General features: G+C 46.3%; 20 protein-coding genes and 3 tRNA genes. 4 read left to right on the top strand and 19 right to left on the bottom strand.

Going from position 1 to position 19,832, the window contains the following annotated elements; genetic code table 11:
* Positions 1 to 235: 235 nt before the first annotated feature.
* From Q7R76_04685 to Q7R76_04705, 5 genes are all read right to left on the bottom strand, one after another.
* The gene (locus Q7R76_04685; GenBank protein ID MDO8642850.1) at positions 236 to 1,057 is read right to left on the bottom strand and encodes an SAM-dependent methyltransferase; all 822 of its coding nucleotides are present in this window, start codon (positions 1,055 to 1,057) and stop codon (positions 236 to 238) included.
* A gap of 10 nt (positions 1,058 to 1,067) precedes the next feature.
* Positions 1,068 to 2,210 (bottom strand): tRNA pseudouridine(13) synthase TruD, encoded by a 1,143-nt coding sequence (truD, locus tag Q7R76_04690; protein MDO8642851.1) that lies wholly within the window; start codon positions 2,208 to 2,210, stop codon positions 1,068 to 1,070.
* 49 nt (positions 2,211 to 2,259) lie between these two features.
* Positions 2,260 to 3,525, bottom strand: coding sequence for an aminotransferase class I/II-fold pyridoxal phosphate-dependent enzyme (locus Q7R76_04695; protein ID MDO8642852.1), 1,266 nt, complete (start codon positions 3,523 to 3,525; stop codon positions 2,260 to 2,262).
* Positions 3,526 to 3,529: 4 nt separating this feature from the next.
* Positions 3,530 to 4,486 carry a hypothetical protein gene (locus Q7R76_04700; GenBank protein MDO8642853.1) on the bottom strand — a complete coding sequence of 319 codons (957 nt, stop codon included), beginning with the start codon at positions 4,484 to 4,486 and terminating at the stop codon, positions 3,530 to 3,532.
* Positions 4,487 to 4,931: 445 nt separating this feature from the next.
* Positions 4,932 to 5,005: transfer RNA gene (locus tag Q7R76_04705), tRNA-Arg, on the bottom strand.
* A gap of 110 nt (positions 5,006 to 5,115) precedes the next feature.
* On the opposite strand from Q7R76_04705, the gene Q7R76_04710 reads away from it, so the two are divergent.
* Positions 5,116 to 5,628, top strand: coding sequence for a hypothetical protein (locus tag Q7R76_04710; protein ID MDO8642854.1), 513 nt, complete (start codon positions 5,116 to 5,118; stop codon positions 5,626 to 5,628).
* Here Q7R76_04710 and Q7R76_04715 read toward each other — a convergent pair.
* The gene (locus tag Q7R76_04715) at positions 5,625 to 5,810 is read right to left on the bottom strand and encodes a hypothetical protein (protein ID MDO8642855.1); all 186 of its coding nucleotides are present in this window, start codon (positions 5,808 to 5,810) and stop codon (positions 5,625 to 5,627) included. The genes Q7R76_04710 and Q7R76_04715 overlap by 4 nt on opposite strands.
* A 109-nt stretch (positions 5,811 to 5,919) precedes the next feature.
* Positions 5,920 to 6,558, bottom strand: coding sequence for an MnmC family methyltransferase (locus Q7R76_04720; GenBank protein ID MDO8642856.1), 639 nt, complete (start codon positions 6,556 to 6,558; stop codon positions 5,920 to 5,922).
* Positions 6,559 to 6,609: 51 nt separating this feature from the next.
* Here Q7R76_04720 and prs point away from each other — a divergent pair, with 51 nt between their 5' ends.
* Positions 6,610 to 7,731, top strand: a complete 1,122-nt coding sequence (prs, locus tag Q7R76_04725) for a ribose-phosphate diphosphokinase (protein ID MDO8642857.1) — start codon at positions 6,610 to 6,612, stop codon at positions 7,729 to 7,731.
* Here the strand turns inward: prs and Q7R76_04730 are convergent.
* The 12 genes from Q7R76_04730 to Q7R76_04785 form a co-directional block, all read right to left on the bottom strand.
* Complete coding sequence (locus Q7R76_04730) at positions 7,728 to 9,311, bottom strand: helicase-related protein (protein ID MDO8642858.1); 1,584 nt, start codon at positions 9,309 to 9,311, stop codon at positions 7,728 to 7,730. The two genes, prs and Q7R76_04730, sit on opposite strands and share 4 nt — an antisense overlap.
* Positions 9,274 to 9,822 (bottom strand): Lrp/AsnC family transcriptional regulator, encoded by a 549-nt coding sequence (locus tag Q7R76_04735; protein MDO8642859.1) that lies wholly within the window; start codon positions 9,820 to 9,822, stop codon positions 9,274 to 9,276. Before Q7R76_04735 ends, Q7R76_04730 begins: the two co-directional genes overlap by 38 nt.
* Before the next feature lie 172 nt (positions 9,823 to 9,994).
* Positions 9,995 to 10,642 carry a hypothetical protein gene (locus Q7R76_04740; protein MDO8642860.1) on the bottom strand — a complete coding sequence of 216 codons (648 nt, stop codon included), beginning with the start codon at positions 10,640 to 10,642 and terminating at the stop codon, positions 9,995 to 9,997.
* Between the two features lie 98 nt (positions 10,643 to 10,740).
* Positions 10,741 to 10,813, bottom strand: a tRNA-Pro gene (locus tag Q7R76_04745).
* 75 nt (positions 10,814 to 10,888) lie between these two features.
* A complete protein-coding gene (locus Q7R76_04750; protein ID MDO8642861.1) occupies positions 10,889 to 12,751 on the bottom strand; it encodes a hypothetical protein in 1,863 nt (620 codons plus the stop codon).
* A gap of 42 nt (positions 12,752 to 12,793) precedes the next feature.
* The gene (locus tag Q7R76_04755; GenBank protein MDO8642862.1) at positions 12,794 to 13,504 is read right to left on the bottom strand and encodes a class I SAM-dependent methyltransferase; all 711 of its coding nucleotides are present in this window, start codon (positions 13,502 to 13,504) and stop codon (positions 12,794 to 12,796) included.
* Entirely contained in the window at positions 13,491 to 15,104 is a 1,614-nt protein-coding gene (locus tag Q7R76_04760; GenBank protein ID MDO8642863.1) for a 6-pyruvoyl-tetrahydropterin synthase-related protein, read from the bottom strand. Before Q7R76_04760 ends, Q7R76_04755 begins: the two co-directional genes overlap by 14 nt.
* 82 nt (positions 15,105 to 15,186) lie before the next feature.
* A complete protein-coding gene (locus Q7R76_04765) occupies positions 15,187 to 15,930 on the bottom strand; it encodes a glycosyltransferase family 2 protein (protein MDO8642864.1) in 744 nt (247 codons plus the stop codon).
* On the bottom strand, positions 15,930 to 16,682 hold the full coding sequence (locus Q7R76_04770) for a triose-phosphate isomerase (GenBank protein ID MDO8642865.1): 753 nt from the start codon (positions 16,680 to 16,682) through the stop codon (positions 15,930 to 15,932). Before Q7R76_04770 ends, Q7R76_04765 begins: the two co-directional genes overlap by 1 nt.
* A 33-nt stretch (positions 16,683 to 16,715) precedes the next feature.
* Positions 16,716 to 17,054 carry a hypothetical protein gene (locus Q7R76_04775; protein ID MDO8642866.1) on the bottom strand — a complete coding sequence of 113 codons (339 nt, stop codon included), beginning with the start codon at positions 17,052 to 17,054 and terminating at the stop codon, positions 16,716 to 16,718.
* A 42-nt stretch (positions 17,055 to 17,096) separates the two neighbouring features.
* Positions 17,097 to 17,831 (bottom strand): hypothetical protein, encoded by a 735-nt coding sequence (locus tag Q7R76_04780; protein ID MDO8642867.1) that lies wholly within the window; start codon positions 17,829 to 17,831, stop codon positions 17,097 to 17,099.
* Positions 17,832 to 18,304: 473 nt separating this feature from the next.
* Positions 18,305 to 18,380 (bottom strand) — tRNA-Ile (locus Q7R76_04785).
* 96 nt (positions 18,381 to 18,476) lie between these two features.
* Here Q7R76_04785 and Q7R76_04790 point away from each other — a divergent pair.
* Complete coding sequence (locus Q7R76_04790) at positions 18,477 to 18,821, top strand: hypothetical protein (GenBank protein MDO8642868.1); 345 nt, start codon at positions 18,477 to 18,479, stop codon at positions 18,819 to 18,821.
* Positions 18,818 to 19,825: a hypothetical protein gene (locus Q7R76_04795; GenBank protein MDO8642869.1), complete on the top strand. Its 1,008-nt coding sequence runs from the start codon at positions 18,818 to 18,820 to the stop codon at positions 19,823 to 19,825. The genes Q7R76_04790 and Q7R76_04795 overlap by 4 nt, the downstream gene beginning before the upstream one ends.
* The last annotated feature ends 7 nt before the right edge of the window (positions 19,826 to 19,832 follow it).

The raw sequence follows: 19,832 nt of genomic DNA on the forward strand, positions 1-19,832 counted from the left end.
GTATCCCTGCAAAATTCCGCTAAAATCAACATATTGTGTTGTTTTTTTGCAAAACACCACAACATCTTGTGTTTCGGCGTATACGATGGGTCGCGTTTGTCCTATTTAAAGTTTATTATTCCGGAAATTCCATTTATAAAATTGATATACTGGAAAATATATATTAAAAAAGCGATGTAACTTTGTGAGTGTAAAAACGACAGAAAAGTCACGTTCAGGTCACGCTCGATGGCGATTACTTCACCGCTCGAATGCCGGAAGCGTCCTCATGATACTCAACGTTCCGAAACCCTGCTTCTTTCAGATGATTGAGTATGGAAAGATAAAATTGTTTTCCTTTGGTCTTGTCCGGCATCGGCGCATAGTGGTAGAGAATGCCGTGAGGAACAAGAACGCGGTACAACTGCTCATAAAATAAGGGATGATAAAGTTCCGGCGCACGGGTGAAGGTGGGAGGGTCATGCACAATGCGCTGGAAAAAATTGTTTTTGAAGCTACGAATGCCTGATGAGATGTCTTCTTCATGCACCTGAATTTTTTTATTCGTAAAAAGTTCCTGTGAATAGGGATTGTATTCTGCCAAGCGCAGCACATTGCTGTCTTTTTCAAAGGTGTGCACCTCATCGGCAAACCGCGCCGCCCAGATCGCTGTGTATCCGGCGCCGCCGCAGGTGTCTAAGACAATTCCTTTGATGGGGTCGATGAGCTTCATTTTTCTTTTGGTGTCCTCTTTCGGCGAAATATGCGTCGAACGGTGCATGGGCGTTGATGACAGGGTGAAAGTTGGCCAGTCGGTTGTGGGGACAAGCTTGTAATACGTCTGCGTCTCATCAGAAAAAAAAGCAATGCGCTTTACCTGATTGTCTTCAAGCGCATAGAGAAAATGCTCCTTGAGATTTTTGAAGTCGTTTTGGGGAATTTTTTGGCCAGCAATATCGACGACAGTGCGGCTTATTTGTATCGTTGTTTGAGATTTTCCAAGGTCGAGAGAAACCGTGATTTCTTCTTTCGCTGCTGCGATTGTATCAGCGATTTTTTTGGTTATGACGAGCACCATGGTACACATCCTATTGCAGAAATACGCGCTTGGTAATAATCGTCGCATAGCTTCCTTTGGGAAGGGTGAACGAGAACGTTGTTTTATATTTGGTGTTGTTCAATTCATCCAACGCTGGCTTGGTCATGGAAAAATCGCGCGGTGTTACCAATACCGGCCGCTCGCCGGGCTTGAAGAAGGTGCCGCTTTCTGCTTTGATGTCAAAATCGGTGAGGGTGAAGGATTCTTTTTTCAGGATATGGTCAACAACCTGTTTCTCTGCGTCAGTCAGTTTTATGATCGGAGTGATGAGTGGAAATCGTTTGGGAATTTTTTTCTTTTGGTCATCCGAGAGGGTGGTGTAAAAAGAATGGTCGCCCACTTTGTAGGGAACGCAGATGAATTCTTCGCATTGTTTTTCGACAATTGAGCGTATGCACTCGTTCCATACATAACTCTGGTAGGCTGCGACAAACATCTGGCGCAGATTGAGCGGGATTTGTTTGTATGCTTCTTTCCAGCTTTTGGTTTTCGCGTAGGCGACTTGTATCCGCTGGAATGATTTGTTTGCCAGCGTGAGCGTGCCGAATTTCTCCCACTGCTGTTTGATGAGCCGTTTTTCCGTCTTTACCGTGAGCGCTTCATGCCGTGAATATTCTGTAAGAAATAATTTGACCGCCCCTTCATGGTTCTTTTTCATGATTTCTTTGGCAATGAATTTTTTTTCGATCACACTGCCGAAGCGCTGGCTGTCAAAGTAATTTGGCACGCCGAATGTTAGTTCTCCGGCCCGGTCCAGCACCGCATCGAGATCTGGTTCGGGGATGTCACGCACCGTGATGGTGAATTTGTTTCCGCGAAGATCTCCGATTTTCAGCGGGGCGTCCGTGTATCCGACACGGGTGAGCGAGAAATTGTTTTCTTTGGTGTTTGGTATCTGTTTTTGCTTCGGCAGGGTCATGTACTGCTTTGAAACCGCGTGCCTGTCCTTCAGTCCGGCAACGCCGAAATCAGTAATGGGAATATTATTTTTTCGCGCAAGGTGCTTGATGAGCGCAAAGGTTTCCATGCCCTTCTTTTCGAGCAGATAGAGGCAATACCTGCCATCTTTTTCGGTTGTGCGGCTGGCGATTTCTTCGACTTTGAAGTCATCGGGCTGCTGGCGGAGTTTCATAGAGGTATCAGAACAGGGGTGATATTAAAGAGTATCGGTACGTGCAGGATTATTTTTTTTGCCCACACGCTGTCTGTAACACTGTTGCCAAAACCATCCCGGCATAATACGCCCGTTCAGGCGTTTCTTTGGCGGGGCAGATTCTCATATACCCTGTTCCATGAAGAAGTTCTTCATCCAATAAAGATTTAGGATAGCTGCCTTCAGATGCGCGCTGCACCTTTTCTTCTGAATGAGATATCCACTGGATACCCAAGGTCATACCCAGTGTTTCGCTTATCATTTTTTTCGCTTCGAAGTCAACTCGTTGCTTAAAATGAAAGGTCATGATGGGCATGCCAGAAAATGCGTGAAAAAAATCCCCATACTGATTATCAGCATCAACACGTTGATATCCTTGTTTGAAGGCTTCTGCGCTTGCCGCAATCACGTCCCTCATTCGGTTTTCATACCCAAGCGCATGGAGCGCCTGCACCGTGCGCGCGGCTTTGCTTGTGCATCCGTCGCACGCAAGCGTTATTTTCGGGCCTATCGTGAGCCCGTTGGGAATTAATGACCATGTTGCGCCGAGGCTTCGGGGCCCGAATCGTTTTGATGTTGATTCAACGATGATGCTATTGTGGGAATATTCTGATGATGCATGCCGAGCGCCCTGCTCTTGCAACCCGCGAAATACGTCATCAAATAGTGGAGTGATGCCATATTTTTCTGCGTGAGTTTCAATACGTTCAATCTGCTCGCGGCTATAGCGGTAGCCTAATGGATTCGCCGGATCAACAATAATTAGGCTCGCCCCTTTTCTCAATACCGATTCTGGCGCTTGCTCAAATTTGCCAATCAATTCGTCCGGTGTTCGCGCAAATATATCAACTGACTCAACACCCGGAACGGGCCCAACAATGGTGTCGAAGATCCAGTTCGGAGATGCGTAAAAAACAAACGGCTTTTCGGGCGTTACGAGCTCTGCGAGAATTCCCTGTATCGCGTGCCGTGCGCCTTCGGTTGATGCAACAACACGATACCTCGACAAATCAAATGTTGTTTCTTCTTCAAGAATACGGCGTGCAATGTCTTCGAGCGCCATCGGCTCTGTTTCGTTACACGCCTGATTAAAAACGCCGGCGCGGGTAAGTTCGCGCAGTGCTTCCCGTTCCTGTTCGTTTATGCCAAAAGGGAGCAGAGGAGTGTTTGCATCGTAAAAATCTAATTGAGGCACGCCAAACCATGTTCCATACATCAAATGCTCTCCGGGGATGCGCAAAGAAACAAGGTCTCCCGGAAGAGCACCGGTTTCAGGAAGTGGTGTCTCTGCCATGAGCTCACATCGGCGTGGCCATGCTTATCCGCATGCCTAACTCTCGCGCACCTTGATATACCATTTGTTCATCCATCGGCCCAACAGTAATTCTCAGTGCTTTCATATCTCGTATCTTGTCATACTGGCGACGATGGCCATCGGGAAGAAAAGAGCCCATGCCTGCCACAACCATCTCGCCTTTGAGTTCTTTTTCTAATTCGGTACCAGTATAACGGCAGTGTTCTGGCAGCCGCACAAGTGAGGTAATTGCACAGGGCGATGCCCGTACGACGGTTGTTTCTGGTGGCGCAAACAGATGGAGACCGTTGTCAAATGCCTCGTTTCTTCTCTTTAATTCCGCGAGCGCCGATGCGGTTGCATTATGATATGCTAACTGCAACAAGCTTCCACGAACGTATCTTCCGGTTTCGTATTCAGGAGTGGAAGTAACCGACATCTTCATCTTTTTTGCGCTGGGCGCATCAGGGGCAAGAATGTATGAAACATCTCCTAATGGCTCGTCACCATATCGTTTTGAAAATCCTTCAACAACGTATGGCCGGGTAAAGAATCGTGCGATACTATCTCGTTGTCCGGGTTCGTCCAATCCCCGTAGTATATCATCAATCACGATATCAACACCATACCTGCACGCGGTTTCGTCTAATAGTCGTGCTGCTGGTTCAGAAATCGTGTACATCAATGGAACAGCAGGATTTACCAAAATCAAAGCGTAGATTGTTCCTTTTTTTGCTTCCCGCTCAAAATTTTCAACAAGGCTTTCTTCGTTTGGTGCTTCAAAAAAGGTAAAGGGGAGTGTATTGCATATTAATTGAAAATGCCAGTTAGGTACGGGTATGGCAACCTGTTTATTTGGCTGGCATAATTCATGAAAGACGTGGTCTAAGGCATCTCGTGTGGTGCTTGCGCAGGGGATGATACGTTCTGTTTCAACCGCCAGTGTTGTTTCTGTACGCAAGATCTCGTGTACGACCTCTTCTATCGGTACGAGTGCTCTTTTTTGGGCGGAAGTGATACGATGGTCTGCACGGCATATGTCCTCTTCTATATTCGCCAATCGTTCAAAATCATCGGGCGGTATGTGACTCGTTACGCTATACTCCCCAAAATGTGCAGAACCAAAATTGTAGGTAGGGCGAAGATGATTATAGGTAGGACGAAGAGCTTGGCCAACTTGGAAAGATACATGTTGGTTAACCAGCCTTACTAGTTGATCTGGGGGAGGGAGTATGAATCGTACCCCCCTCTAGTTCAAACTCAATAAATTCCCCAGTGTCGTCATTCTTTGTTCCCATAAGCAAAACCTGATTTTAAGAAGAAAAAAGCCTTTGATTTATAAACCTTTGTGGTTAGAAGATATTGAGGAGGATATTACACGTGGGCAATTAGCCCAACAAGTCAAACGCCTCTGCTGGGATTTGAACCCAGGTCCCAAGCTCCGCAAGCTCGTATACTGTCCAAGCTATACTACAGAGGCATGGCACTAAGAAGTATATGGCTTGTTTATAAGATTTATTGTTTTAGGGGCTCTTTTCTTTTGTTTTATAAATAAAAAAATTTATAAGTTATGTCATCGGGAATGACCATATGAGACAATTAAAGACTATATTTGACACTAATATCTACGGCGAACTTTTGTCAAAATCAGAGTATGTTGATTTGATTGAAAAAATAAGGTCTGATGGGGGTCTTGTTGTTTTTGGCTTTAGAGAAATAAGAAAAGAACTAAAAGATACTCCCAAAGATAAGGCCACACATGATGACTCCCAATTGCGAATTGCTTTGCTGGTGTTATACGATAAACTGGTAAAATCAGAAAGAGACTTGCTTGTCACGCCTGAAATAGAAAAGTTGGCGATTGATTACCACAAGGAATATCAAAAATTAGGAGGTATTACTTCTTTAAATATTCTAAAACGTGATTTTCTTATTGTTGCCTGTGCCTCAATTAAAAATATGGATATTGTGTATTCGGATGATAACAGCACCATGTTATCAAAATTATCAATCGAATCATATACTGCCATCAATAGCCGTGAAAATCTCAGGTCACCTAATTTTCTTAATTTTAAAGATTTGAGAAAAAAATATAACTTTTAACTTGTTTGTTTTACAAACCTACGTGCTGCCTTACAAAATTGAGGGTCTTCCTGCCATTTTCTAAGCAAAGCAAGGAACTCTTTAAAACTCTTTTTCTTTAGTTCAGTATAAGAAACATCTTTCTTGCCAGTCCCTTTTTTTCCCATCCGCGTCACCTTTCTAAGGTTGAGTGTTTTTTTCATTTTTAAAATTACCGTTTCTTTTATTAATACATCCTTTTATTGAGGATAATGTGTTATAGTTTAGTACCAAAAAGTAGCATTAACATATATACCTTTCGGAAAACTCAGTTTATGCTTTTATGGCTATGGTGCTGGGTGCTTTTCGCCCAACCGATGGCCCGTCCTTGATGACAAAGCCGGCTTTTTTCATGTTCTGCCGAACCTCAGTTGCACAGCTGTAGGTCGTAAGCATAGCTCCTTTTTTCATTACGCCCGCCACTGCCCTGAAAAATTCTTCAGTCCACAGCTCCGGGCATTTCTTGGGTGAGAACGGGTCAAAAAAAACAACGTCGAACGAGAGAGGAACGAGGCGCGTGATTGTTTTTCGCGCGTCGCCGAGTATGATTTTGAGGCTGATATTTTTCTCGGTTATTGAAAATCCCTTTTTTTGTACGCAGGCCTGCACCAGCGGATAGCGTGCGAACTTTGGTGTGAGTGTTGGAATTGTCTGAAGAATTTGCTCGTCGTTTTCAAGGCCGACAATTTCCATGGTGCCTTCGGCAACATCGAGCGCAGCGGCGGTGTTGTATCCAAGGCCAAAACACACGTCGAGTACGCGCACGTTTTTTTCCAGCTTTTCCCGGCATACCTCGGCGTATTTTTTAACGGCTTCTTCCTCGGCGCCGGACATGGAGTGGTAGGCCTCGCCGTACTGTGTGTTATAAAAGGTCACCGAGCCGTCCCCGGTAACTATTTTGTTCAGCTCCATTATGTTTTGGAACACGAGAAACTATATAAAATGTGATGGTTTTGGCAGTGCATGGCAAAAAAGAATGATTTTGTTATTCTTCCCACCGGTCCTAATGGATATATGGCTGAAGGTGTTGCATTATGTCTTGGAAAACAAGCATTACCTATTCAGAGTGCTGCGTTTAGCGATGGCCACATGATTCGCCGTATTGTTGATACCGTGCGAAGAAAGCCAGTGTATCTTGTGCAGACATACATCGCTGGCCAACCTTATCAAATGCTTACCGAAGTCGGCCAGATGCTCAACGCTGCATTCCATGCCAGTGCTGCCCGAAGAACGGTGGTTATGCCAAAAGCAGTAGGTGACCGACAAGATCGAATTAACCAAGCAGGAGAGCCCATCGAAGTCCAGGAAGTTGCTGAAGAGCTTGAATCAAAAGGTATGGACAGCTTAATCGTGGTGCGGCCGCATTTTGCGCAATATTCATCAGTTGTTCGCCGGCCGACGCTGATGCTTTCCGGCTTGCCCTTGTTTGCGTACCATCTTCGTCAGCAAGTTGAAAATTATGATGAACTTTGTTTTGTTGCTGCAGATGGCGGCGCAGAAAAAGAAACCCGTCTCTTCATGGAGATTATGGGCTCAACACATTACGCAACCGTGATCCAAGGCCGCAAAGTTACTGATAAAACCGCTGATTCAAAAATACTGGCAGGTGTTTCAGGCGTTGAGCATATTCAAGGAAGGCATTGCGTGTTTATTGAAGATATCGTCGAAAGCGGCACGACCGCATCAAATGCTGCACAAGCGGTTATGGATGCTGGAGCAAAAAGTGCAGTACTCTATGCGCCCCATCTTGGCTTGAGTGGCAAGGCACCAGAGTATCTCAATGGTTCACCTCTTTCTGCGGTTATTGGTCTCGACACGGTGTACCACCCGCCAGAATTTCTCGCACAGTTTGAAAAGGTTAAAATCATCAGCTGTGTTCCCATGCTTGCCGACGTCATCAAGCGCGACCGCTTCGGTGAATCAACGCGGCTGTTTGCCTGCCTTGACCGTGTGACACTCGCTACAGAGCCGGAGAAGATGTTCGAACTTGTTGAACGAGTGTATCGTGAAGCCCGAAAATTAACGTACGATAGCGGCAACCAAAATCATCGGTTGCTCCAAGACCGCGTCGCCAACCTTTTTTAATAATCCGCCAAATTTATCTGCCCTTTTCTCTTATTTTCCCTCACAACAACTTTTTCCCCATCCTGCCCGACTTGTTTTTTGATGGCAGCGGCGATGGATTTTCCAATCAGCTGGGACAGCACCAGAACATCTGCCTTTTTCACATCCTCGATCGCGCAGATTTTGTTGTTGAACAGCTTGCGCGCGCGCACCCGCCCAATACCGGCGAGTTTTAGCAATGGCAGCAGCTCTTCCTTGACGCCGTACTTGAGGCGAACGCGCGCCTTTTGTATTTTTTTCAGCTCATCAAAGTTTTTGTTCATGCGTGCCAGCTCGCTGGCGGCATACAAAAGCCAATCGGCGCGATCCAGCTTGACGCGTATCTCGCCGGGCCGGACGTCAAACGTCTCGAGCAGGAACTCTTCATCTTTTTCATTCATCCACTCGTCAAAAAAGAGTGCAGTCTTAAACGAATTGAGAAAATCATCATACTCCGGGTCGTACAGCGACGGCTCAAGATGGATAAGGAGCCCTTCATACTCGCACAGCTTTTGCTGCATTGATTCGTATTCTTTTTTGCGCACGGTCAACTGTGGGCGAAGCTCGAGCTGTGCCGCGATAAGATGAAGATAGGAAAATTCGTTTGTTGCTTTGGTACCAGAACGTTCCATGCCGATGAGCACCTGGTGCGCAGTGTACGGGTCAAGATATAACTCAGCAACGCGCTTGCCAATCGGCGTTGCGCTGATGCGCCCGCTGCGCCCTTGTTCAAGTTCAGCTGCTGACACAAAGTCGCCTCGTTCGTGTGCACGCATGCTTGCCGCGATGAATCCGTAGGTTTCCAGCACCCCGAGCACGCGGTTAATAATTTTTTCAAAATGCGCCATATCCTGATAGTGCGCCGCCCAAAAGGTTTCGCTGAAAAAAGCAAGGAGCTCTTCTTCGGTTGAGACAAATTCAGATGCAACAAGCGCAAGAACATACATGCGCAGCACCGGCTCGACCGCAAGTTTTGAATGAATTTCTTCGGGGACACCGCAAATGTACCGCTCATAAATATGCTCAGCTTCCTTTTCACTGTCGGCAACCGCAATGGCCTCGCCGTAGGTATCGTATGCAGGACGCCCGCTTCTTCCTGCCATCTGCTCGTACTCGAGCACCGGAATCCAGTCAAGGCCACGGTGGCCGTACCGTTTCAGGTCGCGAAGTATCGTGCGAAACGAAGGAACATCAATGCCTGCGGCAAGCGTAGGGGTTGCGCAGATAATTTTGATTGCCCCGCCCCGAAAATTATCTTCCACGAGTTCGCGCTGTTTGGGCGTCAGGCCGGAGTGGTGGAATGCGATGCCTTTTTTTGCGCAGGTTGCAAGCCGCTGGCACTGCCGAGTCGGTGTGGAGAGTACGTTGAGCAACTCATCGGAAAGCACCGTCAGCGATGCGATCTGCTCGGCGCCCAGATTTTTTATCTGTTTTGCAAGGTCTTCTGCTGTTTTTTCGGCAGAGCGTTTGGTGTTCACAAACACAAGCGCCTGCTTGTTCATGCCGAGGGTATGCAGCGCAAGATTAATCGCGCCGGAGTCGGTGGGTGACGGGATGTCCATGGCGTGCGGAGAATGCATGAGGATTATAAACTTTTCTTTGGTGGCGCATCTTTTCAGGGAGTTCAGCCCAGAACTGCTCGCGGTGAATGTCGGATATAACATAGTAAATATTCTTTTCGCGGATGGCGAAAAGAGTGTCAAGCTCTTCAACAAAATGCTCGAGCTCGCCCATGGTTCGAAACACAACTTCGGCCATGAAATCATAGCCGTTGTTTATTTTATAGAGTGAATTGAGGCATTTCTGTTTCTCGAAATATTCTAGGATTTTGTCTTTTTCTTCTGGCGCAACTTTCATGGTGATGAACGCCCACGCATGAAACCCAAGCCGGCCAAAGTTGAGCAACGCGGTATATTTGGTGATGAACGCGGAAAATCTGCCTGCCAGATAATCAAAAAGTGTTGATACCGGCATCTTTGATGCTCTGCCCAGTTTGGTGAGCGGCATGCGCGCATTGACCCGTAGATGAGCGACTGCTGATTTTTCTGCTGGTGAAAGTTCCATACGTTCCATAGATACACCTCCAAAAAATAACCGAACGCAGCATGACAGCCTCGCTGCGCATGTGCCTGCCGTGCTGCATTCGATATAAAAGATATGTTCACCGCCGCGCATATTAAGTTGCGTTGTATTTTAGAATACAGAGAAGTATAGGGATGGACGACAGAAATAGTATCGAACTGTTTCAGAAAAATACTCCTGTACGATGCATTGGACGGCCAGGATGCTCAAACTGTTCCGCAAAACAAAATTGCCAACAATCCCAGTCGATCATGGTTCGAAAATCTTTTCCCTGTATTGGGCCAATGTGTGCTGAGGGGTTAAATTCGTGTATAACCGCCGCAACCTGTTCCCAGAAACGGGTGAGAACTTCTTCTGTTTCAAGGACATAGTCAATAGTTTTTGTTCCGGCATCAGGAAAGTTTCCGTCATAGTTGGCGACAAGCACGGGCTTATTTGTTTTGTCACCAAGAATCGTGCCTTCATATTCTCGGCAATCATCAAAAAAATGGTCTCGGCCGCGATACTCTGCTTTGACTCCTTTCAGCGCATCCCGAAACCGATCGCGCTCTGCTGCCATTTCCGGGGAAACTGAAAAATACAGATGGAGCATGGTGCGGTGGGGATACCACACCTTTTTCAGTGTACGCTCATCAAGTGTGTCGGCGACAACATAGGTAGCATGCTGCCGCAATGCAACTACATGCCCCGAACAGGTGTGGTATGTGTCCTCAACAAACGGCAATCCCCACAATGCAGGCACAATCTCCCGAATGGGCTCTTCAAGAAGCGGCTTAAACTGTTGGTAAATCTGTATTCGATCGGCATCCATTGGTTCACTGGTTTTTCCGTTCGCGTAGCGCCGTTTCGCCGTAGGCGAAACGGCTTCCGTCGTCCACAACAGTTTTTTGCGAAGCAAAAAAATGTTGATGGGGTTGGGAAGATTTGAACTCCCGTCGCACCCACCCCAAGGGTGAATCCTACCAGGCTAGACTACAACCCCGATGAGATGGACAAAACTGGCAGGGGATATTTAAATGTTTGTGGATAACCAGCTTTGGCGTAAAAGGGCGAGAATTTAGTTAGATAGGTGGAGATTATGAGAGCAGTGAAAAGTTCTCGGTAGATGGTTTTGAATTGTTTTCTGGCACCATATCAAGTCGGTCAAGATAGAAAACTGCTTGCCGATCGTCAACATATATCCACGAATTGTGTATTTTTTTATGAGCTGTTTTATCTTCCTCTCAGTATCTGCTGTTTTATTTGCTTCACAATACACCTTTTTTGTATCGACTCCAGTTTTTTGGACGAGTAGATTTCCACACATATTGGTAAAATCAGTTCGGTGAAGGACAACAAATCGCACGGTCTTTCTGAATTTCTCAAAGTCCCAATCAAGAATGTCATCTGTTTCGTGAAGGGTAGTGTTATCAACGCGCGAAACAAGGCCGCCTATGATTTTATGTTCGTGATGCATCTGTGCGTACATATTTCGTGCGCTCACTCCGTTGGTGTTCTGAAGTCCAACAGCGAGCGGCAAGTCAAGAACGGCACCGCCTTTTATCTCAAAAAGGGCATCCTCATAATAACTTAGTTCTTCATCAGCTTGCGGCGTGGCGTGAGACATAGGTATTGGTATTGCGGTAAGGTCAATGAAGATTATCCCGACGAGAAGAACCGCTACAAGAATGTTTCCGTTTCCCTTTAAAAACCGCAAACCTTTGCTTTTTTCGAGCACCATTTTTATTCCGTACCCTGCAAGTACGATGGTTCCAAGGGATACCATAAATGTGAATCGGGTGAATCGAAGACTATCCATGAACGGCAGCTGCCTGAGGAGATTGGCAGGCATCGCGATATCTTGAAGAAACTCGTTTCCATAAAACCGAATTCCTTTTTCTCCAATACTCAACACAAAAAAAATAATCGCAAAGAGTATCCAGAACCATTTTTTATTGTCTTTGGAAAACAACATTCCCGCGGCAGCAAGAATGAGTACGGATATGCCAAGGTATTCATATCCTCCACCCCCTTTGAACACGGTGCTCGTTGCAGGTCGAAGCAAATAGTTGGCAACATCAGTTTTATCATTCTCCGTTCCTACAGCGGTGTGAATACCCTTTTTTTCGATCATACGAAACGAGTGCGGCGAGGACAACACTATGAACAGGGCACCGATGAGGACCAGCTTCCACCATACTTTTTTTAAGCTTGGTTGGTGGCTGGTTGGATTTTTTGCTGAGGTTGTTTGGTTCTTTCTTTTTTCGACAAGGTAGTCTGCAAAAAAATATGCCAAAAATAGTCCAGTAAACAGAATCATAAACAAGGCATATACGGGCTCTAAATAGAATATGACACCAAGAACAAGAGCGGCTATGGCACTGTTTTTTACCGTTGGATTATCACGGGTCTTGAACAAGAACAAAATATACAAAGGGATGAATTGTATTGATGCAAAGTTAAGATGATTCAGTATGCGAAACATATGCCACGGACTGAACGCGTATAGAATACCCATGATAATCGCGGCTTGTTTATTATTGAGAAGATAATCACCGAGAAGATACATGCAATACCCCGCAAGAGGGAAGGTAAGAAGAACAAGAATGTTATACGCAGCGATGTATCCAACAACTTTGGCGAGAAGCATGCCGATGAATGAGTTTAAAATACTGAGTGTATGAAACGTGAGATCGACACCGTGGGGGTAAAAAAGATAGTCGGTGTAAAAAAAAGGCAGTCCGTCGTGCAGTGATTTTTCCATCCACCACATATTCCACATAAAAACAAGACTATCTTTTGGATCGTGACTCATCGGCTTATCAAGATTAAACACAAGTGGGTAGGTAAAAAAGATAGTCAGCAGAGAAAATACTGCAAAAAGTATAACGAACTTTTTCAGGTTGGGATGGTGAGAATCAGACGTCGATGGTTCACCCATGCAGATTTCGTACCCCCCTATGCACAGAACGAGGTATGCTATTTAATGTTTATGGATAATCGCATACAGAAGCATCCCGCGAGGAGAGGTGCTCGCAAGCTCTCGCACAAATAATTTCTCGGCGAGCGAAGATGAGACAAGGCTCAAAAACGGCGAAAACGAAAAAAAAGTTCCGATGTCAGCACCAACATCTTTATCTTTAAGCATTGCAGCCAGCCGTTGTGGCGTGAATCGGCTCACGTGCTGTTCGCCCGCCATGCGCGCCGTAAGGCGGAACGTGTCACAAAGCCATTCCATAACCGGCCAGAAACTGTGGTAGTTTGGCGTTGTCAAGATAAGCACACCTCCTTTTTTAAGAACCCGTAGGCATTCATCCAGCGTTTTTTCAGGCTGGTGAAGATGCTCAAGAATTTCAAACAAGAAAATTTTTGAAAAGATTTGATCCTCGTAAGGTAATTTTTCAACGGAAGCAACGGTGAAGTGAACATTCTTTATTTTGTTTTTTTGCGCCAGGCCCCGAGCAAATTCCAATGCCCTCTTGTTGATGTCAATTCCGTGATATTGACTCACCTGCGGCGCATATTTTTGCATAAAAATCCCTGAGCCGCAGGCAACATCAAGAACAACATCATGTTTGCTTAACTGCACTTTTTCTCTGACAAACGCCAGCCGTTGTTGATGCCAGAAACGTTGGATGCGTTTTCCCTGATGCAACGCATCATACTGGTATGAACCTTGTTCATGCAGTTTCATTTTCCCCTCCGAGCAGGTATAGGTCATAGATGGCAACGTAACCATTATCATACACCCTTGCCAGCGCAATCTCTTTTTTCAGATTGAGCATAGATACATTTTTTTCAACAACCCACGCAGTGTTGCAGTAGATTATGTTTGTACCAAGCTTCTTATCCCCAAGTGTATCACAGAGTTTATTCGCGAAGTCTTGGTGAAAAATTATATATCGTACGTTCTTTTTGAAGTCATCAAGCGTCCACGTGCCAATCGATTGATAGGTATTCAATGACGTATTTTCTACACGCGAAACAAGACCGCCCATTATTTTCTGACCGTGGTGCATTTGCATAAACATGTTTCGCGCATTTACTGAGTTAGGATTCGTCGTCCACTCTGCGAGGGGCAAATCGATAACTGGGCCACCTTCGCTCCGTGCAATATGTTGATAATACAAAAGCTCAGAAGGGTATTCTATTCTGCCACCAGTAAGATGAACCGGAACTGCCGCAACGTCCATGATAAGGAGTAAAGCAAGACTAAGGAGAATGAGTGCTCTACGAGAGAGTTCCGCATTTAGACTGAAGCGCTCAAGCAGCACTTTTGCTCCCCACCCAGCGAGGATAATCACGCCGAGCGACACCAAAAAGCTGTATCGTGAGAAGCGGACGGCATCAAGTAATGGAATCTTCGCAAAAACTCCTGCAGGCAGTGTCAGCCATGGAAACCATTCTTTCCCTGCAATGAGAATACCCTTTGTGCCTAAGGTGATAAGCAGTGCAAGTCCTGCCATCGTACACCACACACCTCTGTTTTTTGCATACCAGACCCCAATAAAGGCAAGCAGGAGTACACCCCACCCAAGATAAGGGTATCCACCTTTTCCCGGGAGGACGGTAGCACTTTCTGGTCGTCGCAGATAATCAACCAAATCAACCCGTTCTTTCTCGATGCGGAAGGTGGCATGTTCGCCGCTCTTAATGATCATTCGGGCAACAAGGGGTGAAACGAGCAGACCGAAGACTATGAGCATTCCGCTAAGGCAGATGATACCTTTTCGCTTCTGCTCCTTCTCTGCGGTACGCCAAAGCAAAGAAAGGATCACGAGACCGGTCACCATCAGCATAAACAGCGCATATGTCGGCTCAAGATAAAAAATAGTAGCGAGGATGATACCAGTGATGCAACTACGGCGCATGGTTGGTTCATCAATCGTCTTAAAAAGGAAAAGGAGGTAGAGAGGGATAAACTGGAGGGATGCAAAGTTAAGATGAGTCATCATATGATACATATGCCACGAGCTGAATGCAAAGAGAATACCCATGAGAAATGCTGCTGATTTATTTCCGGTGAGATATTTTCCGAAGAGATACATACTATACCCCGCCAATGGAAATGTCAGCAGCACGAGCAGGTTATACGTTAGTATAAACCCAAAAAAAGGAAATAGCAGCATGCCGATAAACGAGTTTAATGGCGTCAGCGTGTGAAAGGTGAGGTCAACCCCTTCAGGGTGAAATAGATAAGGAGTATAAAACAGTGAATGTCCTTCGGTGATAGCTGTTTTCATCCACCACATGTTCCACATAAAGACGACGGTGTCCTTAGGATCACGAGCCATAGTCTTGTCCATATTAAAAATAAGAGGGAAAGTAAGAATGAGTGTGAGTACACAAAAACAAAAAATAACCAAAGCATGTTCCTTAACGTTTTGCGTGTTCATAGGTTCCAATGACCTCGTTGAGCAATATCCGAACAGTATCAAAGAGCATACGGGGAGGGTCACGAAGCATGCTCACCCTCGACTCCGGTGTGTAGCGCGCGTTGATAGGCAGTTCAATGAATGGAACGTGAAATTTTTTTATCAGATAGGCAAGCTCGACGTCAAACGCAAACCGATCAATGGTCATCAGCGAAAAAAGCTGCTGCCCAGTCGCTCGTTCCATCAGCTTAAATCCACATTGAGTGTCTTTGATGCCCCACACCAAGAGTTTGGTTACTCCACTAAAAATCCTGCCAGGAATTTTACGGTGCCATGGCTGGCCAATGACCATTGCCCCCTGTTTGAGCCGTGAACCAAGAACTATCTTGTACTGTGAAAGATAGGGAAGGAATGTTTCGAGCTCGGCGATGGGAATCGTGCTGTCCGCATCCATAATCAAAATCCAGTCGTGCTGTGCTACGGCAACGCCGCGCCGGACGCTGTATCCTTTCCCGCGGTTCGTTCCGTTTGCAAGAAGATGAATGTCGGTTGTTCCCTGAGCCTTTTTTTTAACATCGTTGATGGTATTGTCAGCAGAGCCGTCATCAACAATAATAATCTCATACCCCTCCTGTTTTTTCTTCATCCAGTGTCGGATAGCATCGATTGTTGGTGGAACGCGCTTTTCTTCATTGTAACACGGAATAATGATTGATATGCTTGGGCTCTTTTTTTGCTCGTTCATCAGGTGACAGGTACGTTGTTTTGTTTATATGTTTTTATTTTTTCGAGTACCTCTCTGACGGCGAGCACATAATCGCCCCCATACCGTGGCGCCTTGGTGAACGCAGTTGCAGCCAGTACCCCTGCACCGCCCATGCGAAGAAATTCGATGACATCCTCCGACTCTTCAATCCCTGCACCGGCATAGACTGGAATTGATGGATTTATTTTTTTGACCGTATCGAGAGTTTTTTGGAGCTCGTCTTTTTTTTCTTTGATGATTGAGATACGCTGGCCGATGAATGCGTCCCATTCGACGGCAATGGCGCATGATGCAGGAAGAAACGGTACAATTCGTGAAGCTGTTTCAGCACTGTCAACACAGACGATAACACGCAGTTCCTTGTCGCACGCTTTTTTGATAGTTGCGAGAAGATCGTTTAATTTTTCAGGTGACGAGTCATTGCTATACCTGCGTTCTTCGCAATGGTTCAGCAGCGTGCCATTAGCAACGCCGACAAGGGAATCAACACACACCGCACCTGTTCTGCTGTCACCAGTCGCAACATTGTCAATTTTCTGTGACAACAAAATGATCTGATGCGGAATATGGTCAAGCGCGCACCGCGCTTTGTCAAGGTCAGCAACAGGCACGCAGAGTGCCACGGAAATTTCATACTGCACAGTCAATGAAGCGACCGCTGCACAATAGTCCGCAACCTGCGTTCCGGTGATGTGCTGTTTCAGATTGATAACAATAGACGGCCAGTGCATACCTCTACCAAACAACCATGTGCTTTAATTTATTTATGGTGATTTAGAAGTAGCATCTAACCTTTCAGTCAATCTTCTTCCCTTTTCAGTCAGCGCGTAAAGAGGCGGGCGCGTTCCCACTTTTTCAATAGCCTGCAATCCAAGAAGCGGGCCGAGCACCTGATCACCAAAACGCTGTGCTGTTCTCGGGTGTGCATAGGGGCCGCCTACATCACGCATCAAGACCGACAGCTGATAAGGGACAGGACAACCGTCGCGCTCATACGCTTCATTGTCACCATACATAATTCGAAGCGTCGACTGTGCAAACGGATTTAACGCTCGGGCATGATCATCAATAGAGCCGTTTCCGTTCCCATTTGTAGACGCCATAAGCAAAACCAAACCTGGAGAAGAAAAACCCCTATTTAAGCCTTACGCTTTGCACGCGCCCTCGCTGCAGCTGTGCTCGCACCGCACCTTCTCATAATTAATAAACTTTACTCCGGGCCGGTTGGTGTCATATGTCGGATCACAGAACCATTCGATGAGCATCTTGTCGTTAAAACAGAAATCCTCTTCGACCTTTTTTTTGCCGACAAGGCTGATGGTGCGCCCTTTTTTGAATTCTGTATACTTCTCTTTCTCGTCGCTATCCTCACAATAGAAAACACACGTGCCATCCTTGCACCCTTTGCCATTGTACTGGATACAGTTCCTGTTCGCTACGCAGCTCACACCCACACAACTACTCCCTTTGCAGGTAGTGCCTGCTTCGCAGTATTTGTCAAGTACCCATTTGGTGGTGCACTCACTATTTTTTGAGTCTCTTAATTCCTTCAGTACTTTGTCATAGCCAATTCCTAGTCCGACGATCGGGTCATTGTCGCACCGCTTTTTGCCGGTTTCTTTCAATTCGCAGTTTTGCGGCAGCTTTTTCGGTGGAAGCACTGGTTCTTGCTTCTGCGCAGTGGCGCAGAGCCAGTATTTTTCCTTTGCCAGTGTGCACTCGTCTGAAGTGTCTGAACTACACATCCGTTTCAGTTTAGTCCCCTCATTTGCGCACGGATTCCAGACTACAGTGCCTGTCGGCAACTCACCGTTGGCGAGCAGAAAGAACCAAACTGCGCTGAGGATGAGAAGGATGGTAAGGATTGTTTCGCGTCGCATACGAGGCCTCTTTTTCTTGTTTTATAGCACCGAGAATATATAAAGTTTTAGAACAAATCTGTGTGGCTGAGGGGAACAACCTTTTTTTGCTTCGCAAAAAAAGCTTGCGCAGCAACGAACGTGTTTTCTCCTCCGGAGAAAACGGCGCTTCAAGCAACTATTTGGTACGATTTACGAAGTACAAATAGGGGGCTGATGGGATTTGGAACCTGCGCAATCTTTTTGCGCTGCGGCACAAAAAGCTTGAACACGCTGGTGCCGCCTACGCTCCGCTCGGCGGCACGGCACTAGTTACAACGTCGATGTACGACCCTACGACCTACGAAGTACCAAAAGAAACATGGGGCTGATGGGATGTAAACCAACATTTTTTTGCTGCGGCAAAAAACTGTTGCGAACGACGAACGAGTTTCCGCCTCCGGCGAAAACAGCGCTTCGCGCAACTATTTGGTACGATTTACGAAGTACAAATATGGGGCTGATGGGATTTGAACCCACGACCTCTCGATTATCAGTCGAGTGCTACTAGCCAGGCTAAGCTACAGCCCCGTACGCCGGAAGAGGAGTGAGCGGCTTTATAAAATTAACGTGTTAGGGGTTTTTTTGCCGTAAACTATTTAAAAACAACCTTATATAAATAGTCCCATGCCATTTCCAAAAAAAGAGGGTGACGAGCCAGCAGATTCTGAACGCATGCAACGACTTGAACAGCGTGAGTCCCAGACTGAAGAAAAAGTGCAGAAGCTCCAAGAGGTACTGAAAAATGTTGAGCAGCGCCAACAGCAGGGAAAAAAATATGCTATTTTGAAACTGCTTATCCGTGCAGGGCTCCTGACCGCGCCGCTGTGGGTATTGTTTCTGCTCTCGCTGAAAACAGACGTTACGCTGTACCTTTCGGTCTGGGGCATAGCCCTCGTGCTACTGCTCTATTTCGGCACACTTGGATTGTATTTGTATGCGCGCTACCTCAAAAAAGGTGAGGAGCAATGAAACGATTTTTGTTCCTGATTCTTCTCGCTATTCTTTCGGCGCTCCCTTTTGTTGGCGCGCAAAACTGTATTGAGCCAACATCAGAACTCCATCTGACTAAAGACACCATATTTTGTGACGGACATTACAAAGTGTCACGCATTGTTGCTGATGCAGAGAACATCACACTGCACTGTGGCGGCGCAACGCTTGAAGGCGACCTTGGCTCTGACGGCATCATCATCACCAAATCGAACGTCAAGCTCAAGAGCTGTACGCTGATAACGTACCAAAAAGCAGTCAGCATGCTGAACGCTCCTGCTCCCTCATTTGAAAATGTGGTGCTGAAAAATAATGTCATCGGCATCTACGCCGTCAACACACGGTTCAAGCCGCATGGTGTCCTGTTTGAGGACAACGAACGAAACATGGTGCTGGAGGAAAAGGAAGCGCCAACGCGAACCATTGAAAACCATGTGCTGCCGGAACTGCTTGCGGCGCTGAATATTTCGACGGCAAACCACGCAGCAGCAGCGAAGCGAGTGGCGCTTGAAAAAACAATTACCGTTGAAGAAAAAGAAAATCGTACGACCATAACAGTGTCGCTAACGGCGAAAGAAGATATACCCAATCTTCTTGTGTATGAACATATTCCGAAAGAACTTGCCGCAACAGCAGATGATGTTGTGTTTTCCTACCCTGATGTGCAGGTGGTGAATCCGGATCCTGATTTTCTCATTCCCATTGGCAGAATCAAAATCAACACCAAAGTAAAAATCGAGTACCGGCTTAACAAAAAAGTCTCTGCCGGCGATCCGATGCCCTCAACGGTTGTTGCGGAAGGAGAGAACGAAAACAACGAGCCGCCAGTTGAAGAACCTATTGACACCACTGCTCCTGCAGAGGTTACTGACCTTTCACCACCCTCATCGGTGGTGTGGTGGACACTCCTCTTTCTGGGCCTTGCCCTTGTGGTGACTGCGGCCGTGTATCACATCGAGAAAAAAGGCCGCGAACAGCATTAAAAAATAA

This window comes from Candidatus Woesearchaeota archaeon (assembly GCA_030651375.1).
Taxonomy (GTDB): Archaea; Nanobdellota; Nanobdellia; order Woesearchaeales; family UBA12501; genus JAUSFM01.